This window comes from Pasteurella canis, assembly GCF_020810675.1.
Classification (GTDB): domain Bacteria; phylum Pseudomonadota; class Gammaproteobacteria; order Enterobacterales; family Pasteurellaceae; genus Pasteurella; species Pasteurella canis.
Genome location: NZ_CP085871.1, coordinates 1560133 through 1576300, shown reverse-complemented (window position 1 = coordinate 1576300; position 16168 = coordinate 1560133). Strand labels below are relative to the sequence as shown.

The window sequence follows — 16168 nt, the reverse complement described above, 5'->3', positions numbered from 1 at the left end:
CGTGTTACGAATTGAATTAAGAGAAGACAGCCCAGGTTATGCCAAGTTTAGTGCACGTAAATGGAAAGGGTCTAGTGCGGTTGAAATTGCCGTACAACGTAACCAAGACCGTTATTATTTTGCAGGCGATAATCAGTGGACACCAGAGCCTGTTTGGCATAAAACCTCAGAACTCACCGTGGAAGGAGATGCACTACAAGGTCGAGTAGGTCCATGGTTGATTGATGGTTTAATGAGTCAAATAGGGAATGTCCGTTTCTTATTACAAGTACGTGATGGCACGATTGAAGATGGCGGAACGTTAAGTTTAATCGGTAATATTTTGGCCTCTTCTGCGGGTGGCGATTCTTCGCGTGAAACTGAAGTACGAGAGGTGACACAGCCTGTGATAGACGAGGAATTACCACCTCTTGTTGAGCCTGTTGATATTGCAGTAAATCCTGAAGTTGAAACGTCTACTGTTGAAACACCTATTATTGAAGAGCCAGTTGTTGTCTCGCCTACTGTTGAGCCACAAGTTAAAAAGAAAAGTAAAGTAGGGTTAATAATCGGTTTGTTACTGCTATTGCTTATTGCTGGTGCAGCTGCTTATTTCCTTCTAGGTAATAAATCAAGTACAACAACATCAACGCCTGTGGCTTCAGAATGTAGTATAGCAAACAGTACTGATGAATTAGCCTTTATTCAAAGTTGCTTAAAAACCAAACCAAATAGTCAACGCGTATTAGAAATTATTGCTGAAGCGAAAGCGGCTAATAAATGTAGTATTGCTCAGCGTTTATATGCACATCAAGCACAAGGTGGTAATGTTGAAATCGCAGTCGCGTACGCAAAAGAATATCAAGTTGGCAGTCCTTGTTTTGCAGCTGATAAAGAAAATGCAATTTATTGGTATGAAACCGCACTTTCTATTGATCCAAACAATGAAGTTGCAAAAAAAGGGTTAGCTGAGCTTAAAAAATAAGCATGTTGGAAGGGTATTTCCCACATGGAGAGGAATTAAATTATGGCTAAATCGAGTTTAGCAGCACTATATGCATTATGTTTATCTTTGCCATTAAGTTTAACTGCTTTGGCAAATGAAAAGCCGTTATTACAAACGGGGAAAACAACGTTGTATCAACGAGTATTAAGTACGCCAACTTGCGAATTATTGGAAAAGAGCAATGCCAATACAGGTAAAAAAATTCCAGCATTTTCTCGTTATTATGTGTATCAACGTGAAAATGTGGCAGGCAAAACTTTTGTAAAAGTAGGACCTGATACATTTGGTAAAACAGTTGGCTGGCTAGATGAAAGCTGTGCGGTACCATGGAATATGCAAATGACATTAGTGTTTACTAATCCATCAGATCGCGATCGTTTGTTATTTTTTAAAGATCGTACTGAGTTAGATAAAGTGATTAATGCTAATGATCCTATGCAACTTGTGACACCTATTCGTCAAGATTTAGCTAATAATAAACCAAATCCAGCCGTCTTAGCACAGGAGCCTGCTGAGTTTGTCGATTTCCAAAAGAATTTTTATTTATTGCCTATTTTACAGGGCGAAGAAGTAATGAACGCTAAGGGATTCTATGAACGTGCGTTGGAAGTGGCTTCTGTGAGTAAAAATGAGAATGCATTAACCAAATCTACCACTGATCCTACTGTGAGTAAAACTAGCCAAATAGATCCGACAAATACGGCGAAAAGTAAACATACTGACCCGCAAGAAGTCGTTGGTTTTAGTGCGGCAGTGGTGTTTGTCATTGATTCTACTATTTCCATGGATCCTTATATTAATCGCACACGCGAGGCAATTAAACAGGTGTATGAGCAAATAGAAAAGGAAAATTTAGGCGAACAAGTAAAATTTGGTTTAGTCGCGTTTCGTTCTAGTACAAAAGCAGTAAAAGGGCTGGAATATACATCTAAAATGTTTGTTGATCCAACGACAGTAAAAGATGGTAAAGACTTCATGCAAAAAGTTGCTTCGTTAAAGCAAGCAAAGGTCTCCAGTAAAGAATTTAGTGAAGATGCTTATGCTGGTATTAACCAAGCACTAAATGAAATTCAATGGAATAAATTTGGTGCACGTTACATTGTATTAATTACTGATGCGGGTGCAATTGAAGGTGATAATCCAATTTCGACAACAGGATTAGATGCAAAACAATTACGTTTAGAAGCGCAACATCGTGGAGTTGCGATTTATGCCCTTCATTTAAAAACGCCTTCGGGTGTGAAAAACCATGAGCAAGCACAAGCACAATATACGGATCTTGCCTTTAATAATTATTTAAATAAGGCGCTGTATTATCCCGTCAATGCAGGTGATGTGAATGAATTTGGCGAGAAAATTAGTACCTTAGCGAAAGCATTAACTGCGCAAGTGAAATTAGCTTATCGCGGTGAAATGGCAGCTGGCAGCGCATTAAGTGCGGTTGAAAAAGAAAAAGAAAAAGTTTCAACACCTACACCAACTTCAGAAATTGAACAAGATGCTATGCTATTAGGTAAAGCTATGCAGTTGGCTTATTTAGGTGGAAAAAAAGGAACAAAAGCGCCACCTGTTTTTAAAGCGTGGATCAGTGATAAAGATTTTGCAAAGCCTACCGTACCAACTGCAGAAGCCCGTGTATTGTTAACAAAATCACAGCTGAGTGATTTAAGTGATGTGGTGAAGAAAATTGCGGATGCAGCAAACGAAGGTCTAATTTCGCCGAATGATATGTTTGCACAGCTACGATCTGTGGCAGCAGCGATGGGACAAGATCCAAGTAAAATTAAAGCAGAAAGTTCGACTAAAATTGCTGATTTAGGGTTATTAGGTGAGTACCTTGATGATATTCCTTATAAAAGCCAAGTCACATCAATTGATGAAGAAACGTGGAAAGGCATGAGTGTACAAGAGCAAGAAAAATTTATTCGTGAATTACACAGTAAATTACGCCATTATCGTGTATTTAATGAAGATCAAAGTCGCTGGATATCCTTATCTGAAGGCAGTGATCCACGTGATTTTGTTTATCCAGTTCCATTAGAAGCATTACCATAATAGGATGAGGATAATTTGTGCTGATCATTGAAAATATGTCTGTCACCAGAGGTAAAAGAGAACAAGGTTTTACCGTATCTTTGCCTTACTTGCATCTAAATGACGGTGAAGTCGTTGCGATTCAAGGTAGTAGTGGCTGTGGGAAAAGCACGTTATTAGAAATGATCGGTTTAATCCTGAAACCTGAGCAATTGTCTCATTTTCAATTAGGGATACAAACGGCGTTAGTGGATATTCAGCCATTGATTCAGCAGCAAGATCAGCGTGCTTTAGCACAGATTCGGGCGCAAAAGTTAGGTTTTATGTTACAGCATGGTGGCTTATTGCCGTTTCTTAATGTGGCACAAAATATTGCGTTGCCGAATGCACTGTTACACGCAGAGGTCGATCAGCAGTGGATCGATTTTTTAGGTGAGCAACTTAATATTCAGCACTTATTGACAAAGTATCCGAAGCAGCTCTCTATTGGTGAGCGCCAACGTGTTGCATTTATTCGCTCAGTAGCACATAAACCTTTATTGTTATTGGCGGATGAACCAACATCAGCGCTTGATCCTTATCATGCTGATATATTGTTTGAGTTAATTTTAAAATTAGTTGCTCAGCAACACATTTCTGTTTTGTTAGTCACTCATGATTGGGCATTAACTCAGCGTAAGCAATTGCGAACATTGCAAGCGAATCTCGTATCACCTCAACAAGCAATATTTAGTGAAGCTTAAGTAAAAAAGTGAATTAAGAGCATGATGTTAGTACAAAAAGCAAATTTATTAAGTCAGTTAGCCTTGCGAGATTTGTTATATGATCGCAAGGTGTCTTTTTGTATTATCGCTTCTTTAATTGCAGTGATTGCGCCATTATTATTGCTATTCAGTTTGAAATATGGAATTGTCTCGCAATTACGCTCACAACTTATCAATGATCCACGTAATTTAGAAATCAAGATTGTGGGTAATTTGAATTTATCATCAGACTGGTTTAGCTGGTTAAAACAGCAACCAGAAACGCGTTTTGTGATGCCATTAACTCGTTCATTAAATACGATTGTTGATTTACGCACTGATAATCGCCGTTTTATCTCAGATGTCGAATTATTACCAACAGAGTCTGGTGATCCCGTATTAGGCTCACAGCAATTACAGCAGTCTCAAGGTGTCGTGTTAAGCGCTTTAGCAGCGGAAAAATTAGCCGTGAAGGCGGGCGATAAAGTGACATTACTGGCGACACGGAAATATGAAGGTATTACAGAGAAAGGTCTGATTGAACTTGTTATTGATGGCGTATTACCTGAGTCACAGTTTAGTCGTGCGGCAGCATTTGTTGATTTAACTACACTAGTTGGGATTGAGGATTTTCGTGATGGATTACAAACTGATCTTTTCCCAACTATGCAAGGAAAAATCAGAGAACAAGTCAGAACCACCTTTGCACGTGCGAGAATTTATGCCTCAAGTTTGGAGGACGTTGCACCTTTAGCATTGAAATTGCGTGATAAACATATAGATACTCGCACAGAGGCAAAAGCAATCGAAAATGTAAAGGCAATTGATTCTGTATTAAATGTCATTTTTATGGTCATCGCAATGACATCTATTATTGGCTGTATTCTCTCGTTAATAGGTGCTTTTTTAGCAAATATTGATCGGAAACGCAAAGAAATTGCAGTGTTGCGTTTACTTGGTTTTCAGTCACTTGGTGTAATGGGCTATTTAGTTTTGCAAGCCATTATTTTAAGTAGCCTCGCATTTATACTTTCTTATCTCTTTTTTATTACAGGTAGTCAGCTATTCAACCAAATTTTAACGAGTAATTTAGCAGATACACATTTTATTAGTAGCTTACATCCATTGCATTTAGTATTAGCATTTATCATTTGTTTTGTGCTTGCGGCGATTGTGGCGGCAATTGGTGCCATGCGTGCAATACGTATTCAACCAGCGGAGAGTTTACGTGATGTTTAAATATGCTTCTTCTTTTTTCATGCTTACTGTAATCAGTGCAACAGCTCAAGGAGCATGGGAAGAAAAATTTTATAATCCTCAACCTTTGGAAAATGATGTGATTTTACCTTTGCCTTGTGACGGTAGTATGGTATTTCGCGTCGTGAAAACAAACACGCATAAACCATTAGAAGATATGCCTGTGATTTTAGGGGGCAATAGCGAGCAAGATGGCTATGCAGAATATGCAACGCCTAATTATATCGCAGGTGGCTTTGCAGATAACAATCAAGAACGTTTCTTTTTGATTGCGAAATACGAAGTGACAGAAACGCAATATCAAGCAGTGATGAATGAAAAATGTAGTACGCCAAATATGAAAGGCTTGTTGCCAATGACTAATCTTAGTTGGTTTGATGCAATGGGCTTCACTCAAAAATATAATGAATGGCTGCTTAAGCACGCGAAAGACAAATTGCCTAAAGAAGATGGCATGGCTGGTTTTGTCCGTTTACCCACTAATGCTGAGTGGGAGTTTGCTTCTCGTGGTGGTGTTGCAGTCACACCATCAGAATTTCGTGAAAAAGTGTTTCCAATGGAAGAGGGGCTGATTAATTATGCTTGGTTTAATAATACAAAGTCTGCTAACGGTCGTTTACAGATTATTGGTCGCTTAAAACCTAACCCATTGGGGATATTTGATACTTTAGGTAATGCCAGTGAAATGATGTTTGATAGCTTTAAAATGAATAAGTTAAACCGTTACCATGGACAGGATGGTGGCATTATTTCACGTGGCGGCAGCTATTTAAAATCTGAAGCCGATGTGAACAATGTATTACGTTTAGAAATTCCATTTTATGATCAAAATGGTGCCAAAAAAGCTAAAGATATGGGATTTCGTGTCGTTATCGCCGCACCACTATTAACATCGAGTGAGCGAATTAAGTTAATGGAAAAAGAGTGGGAAACTTTAGGGCAAGATAACCAAACAGAGGGGCAAGGTGAAAGTACGAAAATCGTGGATAAATTAGAAGAACTTGCCAATAACACCTTGGATGAAAAATTAAAACAAGAGTTAAATAATACGAAAGAACAACTTCGTGCAGCGAATTTAGAGCGTGATGAACAGCGTGACTCAGCAATACGCTCCGCCTTACAACTTGGTGCCTTTTTATGTGCTAATGTCTCAGACTTACAGGGCGAAGTGGAACAAAATAATAAAATTGTTGAGGCAATGACCGCACTTTATCCAAATTCAGATAAAGAAACGAATGCGAAAAATCGCTTATTAGAGTCAGAAAAAGCGCGAGATTTTGTGTTGAAATATTATGCTGATACAATTGTAGGTAGTTCAGCAACTTACCATAAAGCAACAATTCAAGCACAAGTTGCTCGAACGAATAATATTGTCAAGAGTAGTGGTAAAGGGAATTTAACTCAGTATGTTGATCTTTATTGGCAGCATCTAGAACAATATTATCAAGATAGTAAAATTAATCGCCAGCAATGGTTGGATAAATGTACTCAAGTCAAACAGGGGAACTAAAATGAAAAAATCAAGTAAATCAATCTTTAGTGTCTTGACACTTTCTGCGGCAATTGCGTTAAGTGGCTGTCAAAATGTAGGCTCAAGTTATTTTGGGTCGAAAAGTAGTTTATCTACTGGTGAAGAAGCAGAATTCTTTAGCGACTCAGGTTTAAGTGCTTGTGCTTGGGGGGCCGCGGGTGGTGCAGTACTTGGCGCAGGCACAGCGTTATTAGCGGGTAAAAGTGCATCGACTGCAACGGTCGCAGGTGTAGCAGGTGCAGCGGTTGGTTGTGGCGCGTTAATGGGAACTAACTATTACCTTGAACAACAACGTAAAGCCTATGCTAAAAAAGAAGATCGCTTAAACTCTTACATCGCGGAAACACGTAAAAATTCTGATATGGTAAGAAAAGCAACAGCTAAAGCCAAAACACAGCTTGATAAAAATAATCGTGCGTTAGCGAATTTGAACAAGCAATTGAAATCAGGTGCGCTGCAAAAAGCGGATGCACAAAAACAATTAGCTCAAATTGATGCTGATATTAGCGCTGCACAAAGTAATTTAGCATCAATGAAGAAAAGAGCCCAAACCTTACGTGAGGTTGCGAGTAAAGAAAAATCAAATGGCTTAAATGTAGGGCGTTTTGAGACAGAAATTGCGAGTTTAAATAAACAAATTGCGGCGTATGAGCGTTTAGTTGATGCCTCTTCAAAACAACGTTCAGCGATTCAAATAGGGTAATTTATGAAAAAAGTAAAGTTAATTTGTTTAGTCTCTGCATTTTCTGCACTGACAGCTTGCTCAGTAACACCTGAACAATGTGATCCAAGTGTTGAATCCAGTGTATGGAATAAAATGGCATGTACTACATCAGGCACTTACGATAATCGTGTACAAGAAAAAGAGCGTACTTTAGCAGGCGAAAAGAGTCGTCATACTGCTTTAAATAAAGAATATGCCAGTACACAGAAAAAAGCGAAAGATGTTCAACGTACCTTAGCACAAAAGAAAGCTGAATTAGCAAAGCTGAACAAATCTGTTACAGATTATGCTACACAGCTTAAACAAAAAGCGAAAGGAAGAGATGATGTCCTAGCTGAAGTCAAAAAAGTGGAGCAGCAGTTAAAAAATATTAATGGCTCAGCGGTAAGTGAAGAGACCAAACAAGCTGAAATTAAAGCCTTACAGCGCAAGCTTGAGGCATTACAAGCCGCAAGTGGTATTTAATTTGGCTCAATAAGGCAGCCTGAAGGCTGCCTATTTTTTGTTAATAGTTTGGAAAAATCATGCAACGTATAGCCCGTTTTACGCTTCAAAACGAGAATCAATCTGCTATAGATTTATTATCTCATTACGATGAGTTAATGCGAATTATTGTACGGTATTTACCACCTAGTACCGCGACATTATTTGCTCGACCTGAGTTACAAGCGGATGGCAAAACGATTGAATGGTATAGCGATTTACAAGGGCAGCCTTACTTATTAGGGAATAGCGTTGCAGATCAACAAAAATTGGCTGAAATTAGACCGCACTTAACACAGCGTTTACAAGCTATAGTGCAATTAAATCAACATTTGACTAAACAAGGGGCAATTAGCGCAGAGCAATCACGCTGGCTTACATTGTTAGTTGATGGTGCTAGCCATCACACAGCTCAAATCTATGTAGTTAATAATGAGCCTGTGATTACAGGTTGGGGAGTCGGTGAGAAACCTGTTATATCGTCACCACCTGTTGCAATACCCGTGAAAAAACATCGCTGGTGCTTGTGGTTATTACCTTTATTATTGTTATTAGCCTTACTACTTTGGTGGTGGTTTGGGTTACGTGTATCAGAAAAGCAACCTGAACTACCTAAGACTGAGCCTGTGATTGAACAGCCGAAAGAAAGTAAAATAGTTGAGGAAATCAAACCTGACCCACCTAAAGTCGAGCCAGTAAAACCAGAGGTTATTGAGCCTGTTAAGGCTGAACCAGAAGTAGTAACACAGCCACCTGTAAAAGAAAAGGCAGTAGAGCCTGAAAAGCCGAAAACACCTGAAGCACCGAAAAAAGTGTGCTCAATTTCAACCAAGCCAGGCGAAAATCCACAGATGGTGATTATTTTTGATAACTCAAGATCCATGTTGTATTCGCTATTAGAAAATAATCAGAGTATTGAACAATTCCATTGGCGTTGGGATCGTGATTTAGTGACAGCAGAGGATTTCGCTTATATGCGTCGTTCACCGAATCGTTTAGAAGTAGCGAAAAAATCTTCTTCTAGCATTATTAATAGTATTGCTAAAACAGTAGATATTGGTTTGGTGGAGTTAAGAGGCTGTCCTGTAGCAAATAATCATGGTTATTACAGTCCAACTAAACGTAAACAACTCCGAGCGAAGATCAGTGCTATGCAGCCAGCGCCTGATGATGACCCGAATGCAGGTGGTACGCCTTTGTATAGCGGCTTACAAAAAGCAGCAAGTATGATTGATGGTAAAAAGCGTGATGGTTTCATTTTAATTTTAAGTGATGGTCAGGATTCTTGCGAAGTTGGTGATGTTTGCGCGCTAGCGAAACAAATTGCGCAACGTCAGCCACGTTTGAAAATTAATGTTGTTGATATTGGTGGCGCTAAAGGAGCGAACTGTGTAGCAAAAGCAACGGGTGGTAAAGTTTTTACAGCCAATAGCCAAAAACAGCTGATTAATATGATTAATCAAGCAGTAAAACCCATTACAGAAGTCGAAGTGTGTAAATAGAGAGATATTAAGATGCAACGTTTAGCCCGTTTTTCCATTCAAACTGAAAATCAAGAAGCCGTTGAATTACTATCGCGTTATTCAGAGGTTGAAAGTCTTTTACTACGACATTTGCCGCCAAGTACAGCCACTTTATTTGCGCGCCCAGAAGTACAAGCCGATGGCAAAATTATTGAGTGGTATACTGATTTACAAGGACAGCCTCAGTTATTGAGTCACAGCTCAGAAGATCAGAAAAAACTAGCTGAAATTCAACCGCACTTAATGCAACGTTTAAATGCGATTCGTCAACTCAATCAAGAACTCAGTAATAAAGGACAAATTAGTGCAGCGCAATCTCGTCTTTTGACACAGTTGGTCGAAGGGGCTAGCCACAATACTCGCCAGATTTATTTAGTGAATAATGAACCTGTTATCACTGGATGGGGAATGGGAGATAAACCAACTGAGCCTATACCTGTTGTGCCCGCACCTGTGGCGAATAAGCGCTGGTATTGGTGGCTATTGCCATTATTGTTATTACTAGCCTTGTTATTATGGTGGTTTTGGTGGCGTGTACCAGCTATTGAGCCTGTGAAAGTCGAGCCAGTGATTGAACAGCCAAAGGAAATACCATCTGAGCCCGTTAAAGTAGAAGAGCCGAAAGTAGAACCGCCAAAAGTAGAGTTACCAAAAGTTGAACCTGCACCGCCAGAAAAGGTGTGTCGTCAGAAAATTATTCCTGCTGAGGCACCACAGATGGCGATCATTTTCAATAATGCTTCAGGTATGCGTTATACCATTAAAGAAGGGATTAAAAAGATTGATGATTTTGATAAACGTTTATCACGTGAAGCGGTACCTCAAAAAGATATTGATTATATGTATCGTAAGCCAAATCGTTCAACAGCTTCAAAAGTGGCGGTTAATAATATTTTAGCATCTATTGATCCGAATATTGATATTGGTTTGGTGGAATTAAAAAGTTGTTTAAGTAAAAGTAAAAAAGTATCCGCTGCAGTATCACATGGTATTTTCACTTCAGGTCAACGTGATACATTGAAACAAAAAATTAATAAAATGAAAGTGCGTCAAAACGAAGTGCCAGGTACGCCAATTTATGAGGGGTTACAGAAGGCGTTAGCAATGGTAGACGGTATTGAAAGGGAAGCATTGATTTTATTAATTACAGAAGGCAATGGTGATTGTACTTTCCGTGATCCGTGCCAATTGATTCAGCAGGAACTAAAACGTCGACCAAAATTGAAAGTCAATATAGTCAGTATTAACTCGCCTTGGAATGCGACTGATTGTTTAGCAAATCTAACGGGCGGACAGATTTTTAATACTGAAGTGAATAGTGAAATACAATTAACTGAGTTAATTAATAAAGCAGTAAAATCAGTCCAAACAGAAGAGATTTGTGAATAAATCTTTTGCATAGTAAACAAAAAGCAGGCAATCACTAGAACGCCTGCTTTTTGTCTAGATAAAGCTATATTTTGTCCTGTTATTTTATGCGAAAATAGCGCGTACTTTTATGATTAATTATAGAGATAAGTATGGATAACTTAGAATTACATACGCCAATGATGCGACAATACATCGCCCTTAAAGCGGAAAATCCTGATATTTTATTGTTTTATCGTATGGGGGATTTTTATGAGCTTTTCTACGATGATGCGAAGAAAGCTGCAGCATTACTCGATATTTCATTGACGAAGCGTGGACAGTCAGCGGGACAACCTATTCCAATGGCAGGAGTACCTTATCACGCGGTTGAAGGTTATTTAGCGAAGTTAGTGCAATTAGGCGAGTCAGTGGCAATTTGTGAGCAAGTTGGTGATCCTACTACCGCAAAAGGGCCTGTTGAGCGTAAAGTGGTGCGTATTGTGACACCGGGTACAGTGAGTGATGAAAGTTTATTACCTGAGCGCCAAGACAATCTTATTGCTGCCCTTTATCAAGAGAAAACGCGTTTTGGTTTAGCGATTTTAGACATGAGTTCTGGACGTTTTCAAATCAGTGAGCTAGACGATCGCGCGAGTTTACAGGCTGAATTACAACGTATTTCGCCTGTAGAAATGTTATATTGTGAAGAGTTGGCGGATTTTTCTGCGATTGAACATATCAAAGGATTACGCCGTCGCCCTATTTGGGAATTTGAATTAGGCACAGCGATACAATTACTGAATCGTCAGTTTAATACTAAAGACTTACGTGGATTTGGTGTGGAAAAAGCCATTTTGGGCTTATGTGCAGCAGGGTGTTTATTACAATATGCAAAAGATACACAGCGTACTGCTTTACCGCATATTCAAAGCATTACTTTATTGCAAAATTCTGAAAACATTCAATTAGATGCCGCAACGCGCCGTAATTTAGAATTAACTCAAAATTTAGCAGGAAGCACAGAAAATACGTTAGCTTCAGTGTTGGATAAGTGTGTTACTGCAATGGGCAGTCGTTTGTTAAAGAGATGGATTCACCAACCGATTCGTGATGTAGAAAAGCTTACTCAACGTCAACAAACGATAAGTGCCATTTTAACACAAGATTTAGTGTCAGAGTTGCAACCATATTTACATCAAATTGGTGATATGGAACGAATTTTAGCACGTGTTGCACTGCGTTCTGCACGTCCGCGCGATCTCACACGTTTACGCACTGCATTAGCGCAAATTCCCGCAATTCGTCAAATTTTACAACAGCAAACTTCCCCAAATCTGACCGCACTTTTACAACCAATTGCCGAGTTTTCAACACAATTGGATCTATTACAACGTGCATTAATTGATAATCCACCAATGCTCATCCGTGATGGTGGTGTGATTGCCGCAGGCTATAATGCGGAGCTTGATGAATGGCGTAGTTTATCAGAGGGTGCTACGCGTTATTTAGAGGATTTAGAACGTCGTGAACGTGAAAGTACAGGCATTGATACGTTAAAAATCGGTTTTAATGCAGTGCATGGTTATTATATTCAGATCAGCCAAGGGCAATCGCATAAAGCACCAATCCATTATGTACGCCGCCAAACGCTTAAAAATGCTGAACGTTATATTATTCCCGAACTGAAAACCTATGAAGATAAAGTGCTAAAAGCTAAGGGTGCTGCATTGGCATTAGAAAAACAGCTTTATGAGCAATTATTTGACGAGTTATTACCGCATTTAGGGGCGTTACAACTTGCGAGCTTAACGTTAGCAGAACTGGATGTGCTGACGAATTTAGCAGAACGTGCAGAGAGTTTAAATTATGTCGCACCACAATTTAGTGATGACATTGGTGTATATATTCAACAAGGGCGTCATCCTGTCGTAGAACAGGTGTTAAAAGCGCCGTTTATTGCAAATCCAGTACAGCTTAATTCACAGCGTCATTTATTAATTATTACAGGCCCTAATATGGGGGGAAAAAGCACTTATATGCGTCAGACAGCCTTGATTACTTTGATGGCGTATATTGGCAGTTTTGTACCAGCTGAAAGTGCCATCATTGGACCGATTGATCGTATTTTTACCCGTATTGGTGCCTCAGATGATTTAGCTTCTGGACGCTCTACTTTTATGGTGGAAATGACCGAAATGGCAAATATTTTACATCAAGCAACAGCGCAAAGTTTGGTACTCATTGATGAAATTGGACGCGGTACGTCGACTTATGATGGTTTGTCATTGGCTTGGGCATGCGCGGAATGGCTTGCGAAAAAATTACGCTCACTGACATTATTTGCCACGCACTATTTTGAGCTGACCGTATTGCCAGAACAGCTGGCAGGCAGCGCCAATGTCCATTTAGATGCCTTAGAACACAATGATACCATTGCTTTTATGCATTCCGTACAAGAAGGGGCCGCAAGTAAAAGTTATGGTTTAGCGGTAGCTGCTTTAGCAGGTGTACCACAATCGGTTATTAAACTGGCAAAACAAAAATTAGCACAATTAGAAAAACTATCACAACAAAATGCCGACCAACGTATTCAGGACTTACGCCAACTCAATCAAACACAAGGTGAATTAGCTCTGATGGAAGAAGACGATGGCAAAAATGCAGTTTGGGAAATGCTCGAAAAACTTGATCCTGATGAACTGAGTCCAAAACAAGCACTGGCGTATTTGTATCAGTTGAAAAAGTTAGTTTGAGTTTTATAGAAAGTACGGTAGACTAAAGGACCGCTGAAAAGTGGCTTAGAAAATGTACTCTTGTGCATTCTTTATATGTTTTGTTACCGCCGTATAGGCGGTTTTTCTTTGCTCTTCCTTACATGTAATTTATGTATCTTATTCATCTTTATTTTTATCCATGTAATCATGTGTATTTTATTATTTGAAATTATATTGACATAATTAGATCTTATTCGTAGAATGAGCTTAAATTAATTATCTTTAAGGAGACAAGTAGTATGAATAGATATGAACGAACAGGGCAGAACCATATCAAAGAGAGTACTAAAGCCCCTATACATATTTATCAGCAAATTAATTTCTATAGTATAGAAAAACCAGTATCCGAACAAAAAACTAAAATTGATAGCATAATTGATCTGTTGATATTTGCTGTTAAGAAAATAATCAACTGATTTTTTTAAGGGTATTTAATCATGAGTTCAAATATTAAACAATATATTTTGGCTTTTCTACAAGAGCAAAATTATAAAAAATCTGAAAAAGAACGTAAGGCTCTCGAAAAAGCAACCTCTGATGCAGAAATTGAGCAGCTCTCTAAGAGCATTCGAGAATTTGATGAAAAGTACCGATTTGATAATTGGGTAGCTAATGCTGCTAATATCATGGCAAAACAACTGCAATTTGGTACACATATCGCCAAAGGTATTCACCCCGATGCAAAGGGGGATAATGTTACTTTCCAAGCTGAGACTGATTTATCCAATCAATATGTCGGTTCACAGAGTGTTATCAATTTAGTATTAGATGCTAATGGAAATGCTGCTGCCCTTCCATTAGCTGCATTTTTTAATATTATTGTGGATGAACAAAAACAGTTAAAATTACGAGATCTTTTACTCTCGGATGATCCACAATTAATCGGTTGTTTTGCTGATGATCTTGCATTATCTGAACAATATAAACAACAGTTTCAACAAGCCCTTAAAGGCGACTTAACTCAACCAAGTACTCACGAACGTAATAAACAACTATTATGGGCTAATAGTGAAAATGCAATTGAAGATGATGATTATACGTGTTTAATTCCACTTTATCCCTCTTCTCTAACTCATGCCTTCTATCAAAAAATTAATCAAAATCGGTATTCTGAACAAAATAAACAAGCCCGTGAGAATAGGTATAAAAAAACATCTGAGCAGGTAAGTTACCTTTCCATTAATCAGCTCGTCACAGTCGTTTTAGGTGGGAGCAAACCACAAAATATATCTCAGTTAATGAGTGCGCAAGGAGGGCGTAATTATTTATTGCCTTCCTTACCTCCTATTATGTCTTTTTCAGGTCAGCTTAAAATCACAAAGAGTCAAAATACTATTTTTAATGATAGATTGGCATATGCATGTCGTTATGGCTTACGTCAATTGTATGAAGTGATAAAAAATAAAAAAAATATTTATCAAGTACGTGATGATCGAATTGATGCCTTAAATATTATTTTAAGGACATTTCTATTTCACGCCAGTTTATACCAACGGTTACCAGCAGGGTGGTCGAAAGAGTATCAATTAAATATGCATGAAAAGTACTGGCTTGATCCAAAACGTGCGGAATTAGTCGAAGAGGAGGCATTTCGTACAGAACGTGAAAAAGGAGATTGGGTGGCAGAAGTCGAGCGTAGCTTTGCTTTATGGTTGAATGAATGCTTAAAACGTCGTTTCCCTAAATTAAAACATGACTTTGCCGATGCAGAATATAACGAATGGCGTCGTAATATACGTCGCTCCCTACGCTATCGTTTACGCCATTCCTAGGAGGAGATATGTTCCAAACTGATTACTATATTTTATTTGATCACATTAAGCTACAAGGCGCTAACGCGATTTCTGGTCCGTTAAGTTATGGTTTTCCTGCATTAACAGGGTTTACTGGCGCTATTCATGCACTGAGTCGCAAATTAACTCATCATAATGTGCAATTAGGTGGCGTGATGGTGGCGTGTCATGATTACGAGCTACAAACTTATCAAAGTTCGCCGTTTTCTGACCGCACTTTTAAGCAAGCCCGTAATCCAATCAAACGTGATGGTAAATCTGCCTCTATTATTGAAGAAGGTAAAATCCATTTAGATGTTTCGTTAGTGGTTGAGGTGAGTGTACCTGAACAACGCTTATATGATTTGTTGAAAAATAAGCAAAGTGAAACTGCACAACAATTTTTACAGGAATGTAAGCAGTTACTATGGCAGCAGCGTATCGCGGGTGGTTCAGTCTTAGAGATTGGTGATGTGCAATTATTTAGTTTGGCAGAAGAACCAGATATTCCATTGGCACTTATGCCTGCCTTTGTACTGATGGATGCGAAAGCAGACTTGGTTAATATTACAACAGAACTACAGACAGGATTGCGCGTAGATCTATTAGACGAAGATGGTAATGCGCAATCATCACAAATCAGCATTCAGCCAGAAGCGACCGCACTTGATGCATTGTTAGAAATGGCGACCTTACACCATATTCCAAATCATCCACAAGCAAGCTCAGCTGATTGGCAAACCTACAGTGTTAAACAAGATCGTGGTTGGTTAGTACCAATCCCTGTGGGGTATCAAGCAATTTCCCCTTTATTTGATGCGGGACAATTAAAAAATTGTCGTACTACACAATATCCAAGCCAATATGTTGAAACAATTTATAGTTTAGGCAAGTGGGTTTTCCCATTTAGCTTACCACATGATTTTTCACAGTGTTTTTGGCGCTATCGCGCCCCACAAAATAACCTTTATCTGATTTCACAAGGAGAATAA

Annotated in this window: 12 protein-coding genes; all 12 read left to right on the top strand. The window is 38.8% G+C overall.

Translation table 11 applies throughout. The features are described 5' to 3' along the window. The first annotated feature begins 1 nt into the window (after position 1). The 12 genes from K7G93_RS07315 to csy2 all read left to right on the top strand — a co-directional run bounded on the left by K7G93_RS07315 (position 2) and on the right by csy2 (position 16168). Positions 2 to 964, top strand: coding sequence for a tetratricopeptide repeat protein (locus tag K7G93_RS07315; protein WP_226690875.1), 963 nt, complete (start codon positions 2 to 4; stop codon positions 962 to 964). Between the two features lie 42 nt (positions 965 to 1006). Further along, positions 1007 to 3040 (top strand): vWA domain-containing protein, encoded by a 2034-nt coding sequence (locus tag K7G93_RS07310; protein ID WP_226690874.1) that lies wholly within the window; start codon positions 1007 to 1009, stop codon positions 3038 to 3040. Between the two features lie 17 nt (positions 3041 to 3057). After that, on the top strand, positions 3058 to 3762 hold the full coding sequence (locus tag K7G93_RS07305; protein ID WP_226690873.1) for an ABC transporter ATP-binding protein: 705 nt from the start codon (positions 3058 to 3060) through the stop codon (positions 3760 to 3762). 21 nt (positions 3763 to 3783) lie between these two features. Next, complete coding sequence (locus K7G93_RS07300) at positions 3784 to 5001, top strand: ABC transporter permease (RefSeq protein ID WP_226690872.1); 1218 nt, start codon at positions 3784 to 3786, stop codon at positions 4999 to 5001. After that, positions 4994 to 6529: an SUMF1/EgtB/PvdO family nonheme iron enzyme gene (locus K7G93_RS07295; protein ID WP_226690888.1), complete on the top strand. Its 1536-nt coding sequence runs from the start codon at positions 4994 to 4996 to the stop codon at positions 6527 to 6529. The genes K7G93_RS07300 and K7G93_RS07295 overlap by 8 nt, the downstream gene beginning before the upstream one ends. A gap of 1 nt (position 6530) precedes the next feature. Further along, entirely contained in the window at positions 6531 to 7253 is a 723-nt protein-coding gene (locus K7G93_RS07290) for a coiled-coil domain-containing protein (protein ID WP_226690871.1), read from the top strand. Between the two features lie 3 nt (positions 7254 to 7256). Continuing rightward, entirely contained in the window at positions 7257 to 7739 is a 483-nt protein-coding gene (locus K7G93_RS07285; RefSeq protein ID WP_226690870.1) for a hypothetical protein, read from the top strand. Positions 7740 to 7798: 59 nt separating this feature from the next. Further along, on the top strand, positions 7799 to 9259 hold the full coding sequence (locus K7G93_RS07280; RefSeq protein ID WP_226690869.1) for a hypothetical protein: 1461 nt from the start codon (positions 7799 to 7801) through the stop codon (positions 9257 to 9259). 12 nt (positions 9260 to 9271) lie between these two features. Continuing rightward, the gene (locus K7G93_RS07275; protein ID WP_226690868.1) at positions 9272 to 10669 is read left to right on the top strand and encodes a hypothetical protein; all 1398 of its coding nucleotides are present in this window, start codon (positions 9272 to 9274) and stop codon (positions 10667 to 10669) included. Between the two features lie 131 nt (positions 10670 to 10800). Next, positions 10801 to 13383 (top strand): DNA mismatch repair protein MutS, encoded by a 2583-nt coding sequence (gene mutS / locus K7G93_RS07270; protein ID WP_226690867.1) that lies wholly within the window; start codon positions 10801 to 10803, stop codon positions 13381 to 13383. Positions 13384 to 13841: 458 nt separating this feature from the next. Further along, positions 13842 to 15176, top strand: coding sequence for a type I-F CRISPR-associated protein Csy1 (gene csy1, locus K7G93_RS07265; protein ID WP_226690866.1), 1335 nt, complete (start codon positions 13842 to 13844; stop codon positions 15174 to 15176). 8 nt (positions 15177 to 15184) lie between these two features. Continuing rightward, a complete protein-coding gene (gene csy2, locus K7G93_RS07260; protein WP_226690865.1) occupies positions 15185 to 16168 on the top strand; it encodes a type I-F CRISPR-associated protein Csy2 in 984 nt (327 codons plus the stop codon).

What these genes read in the sequence shown, in the direction of transcription:
- K7G93_RS07310 (WP_226690874.1), top strand. Translation starts at nt 1,007, where the DNA reads ATGGCTAAATCGAGTTTAGCAGCACTATATGCATTATGTTTATCTTTG.
- K7G93_RS07300 (WP_226690872.1), top strand. Translation starts at nt 3,784, where the DNA reads ATGATGTTAGTACAAAAAGCAAATTTATTAAGTCAGTTAGCCTTGCGA.
- K7G93_RS07295 (WP_226690888.1), top strand. Translation starts at nt 4,994, where the DNA reads ATGTTTAAATATGCTTCTTCTTTTTTCATGCTTACTGTAATCAGTGCA.
- K7G93_RS07290 (WP_226690871.1), top strand. Translation starts at nt 6,531, where the DNA reads ATGAAAAAATCAAGTAAATCAATCTTTAGTGTCTTGACACTTTCTGCG.
- K7G93_RS07285 (WP_226690870.1), top strand. Translation starts at nt 7,257, where the DNA reads ATGAAAAAAGTAAAGTTAATTTGTTTAGTCTCTGCATTTTCTGCACTG.
- K7G93_RS07280 (WP_226690869.1), top strand. Translation starts at nt 7,799, where the DNA reads ATGCAACGTATAGCCCGTTTTACGCTTCAAAACGAGAATCAATCTGCT.
- K7G93_RS07275 (WP_226690868.1), top strand. Translation starts at nt 9,272, where the DNA reads ATGCAACGTTTAGCCCGTTTTTCCATTCAAACTGAAAATCAAGAAGCC.
- mutS (WP_226690867.1), top strand. Translation starts at nt 10,801, where the DNA reads ATGGATAACTTAGAATTACATACGCCAATGATGCGACAATACATCGCC.
- csy1 (WP_226690866.1), top strand. Translation starts at nt 13,842, where the DNA reads ATGAGTTCAAATATTAAACAATATATTTTGGCTTTTCTACAAGAGCAA.
- csy2 (WP_226690865.1), top strand. Translation starts at nt 15,185, where the DNA reads ATGTTCCAAACTGATTACTATATTTTATTTGATCACATTAAGCTACAA.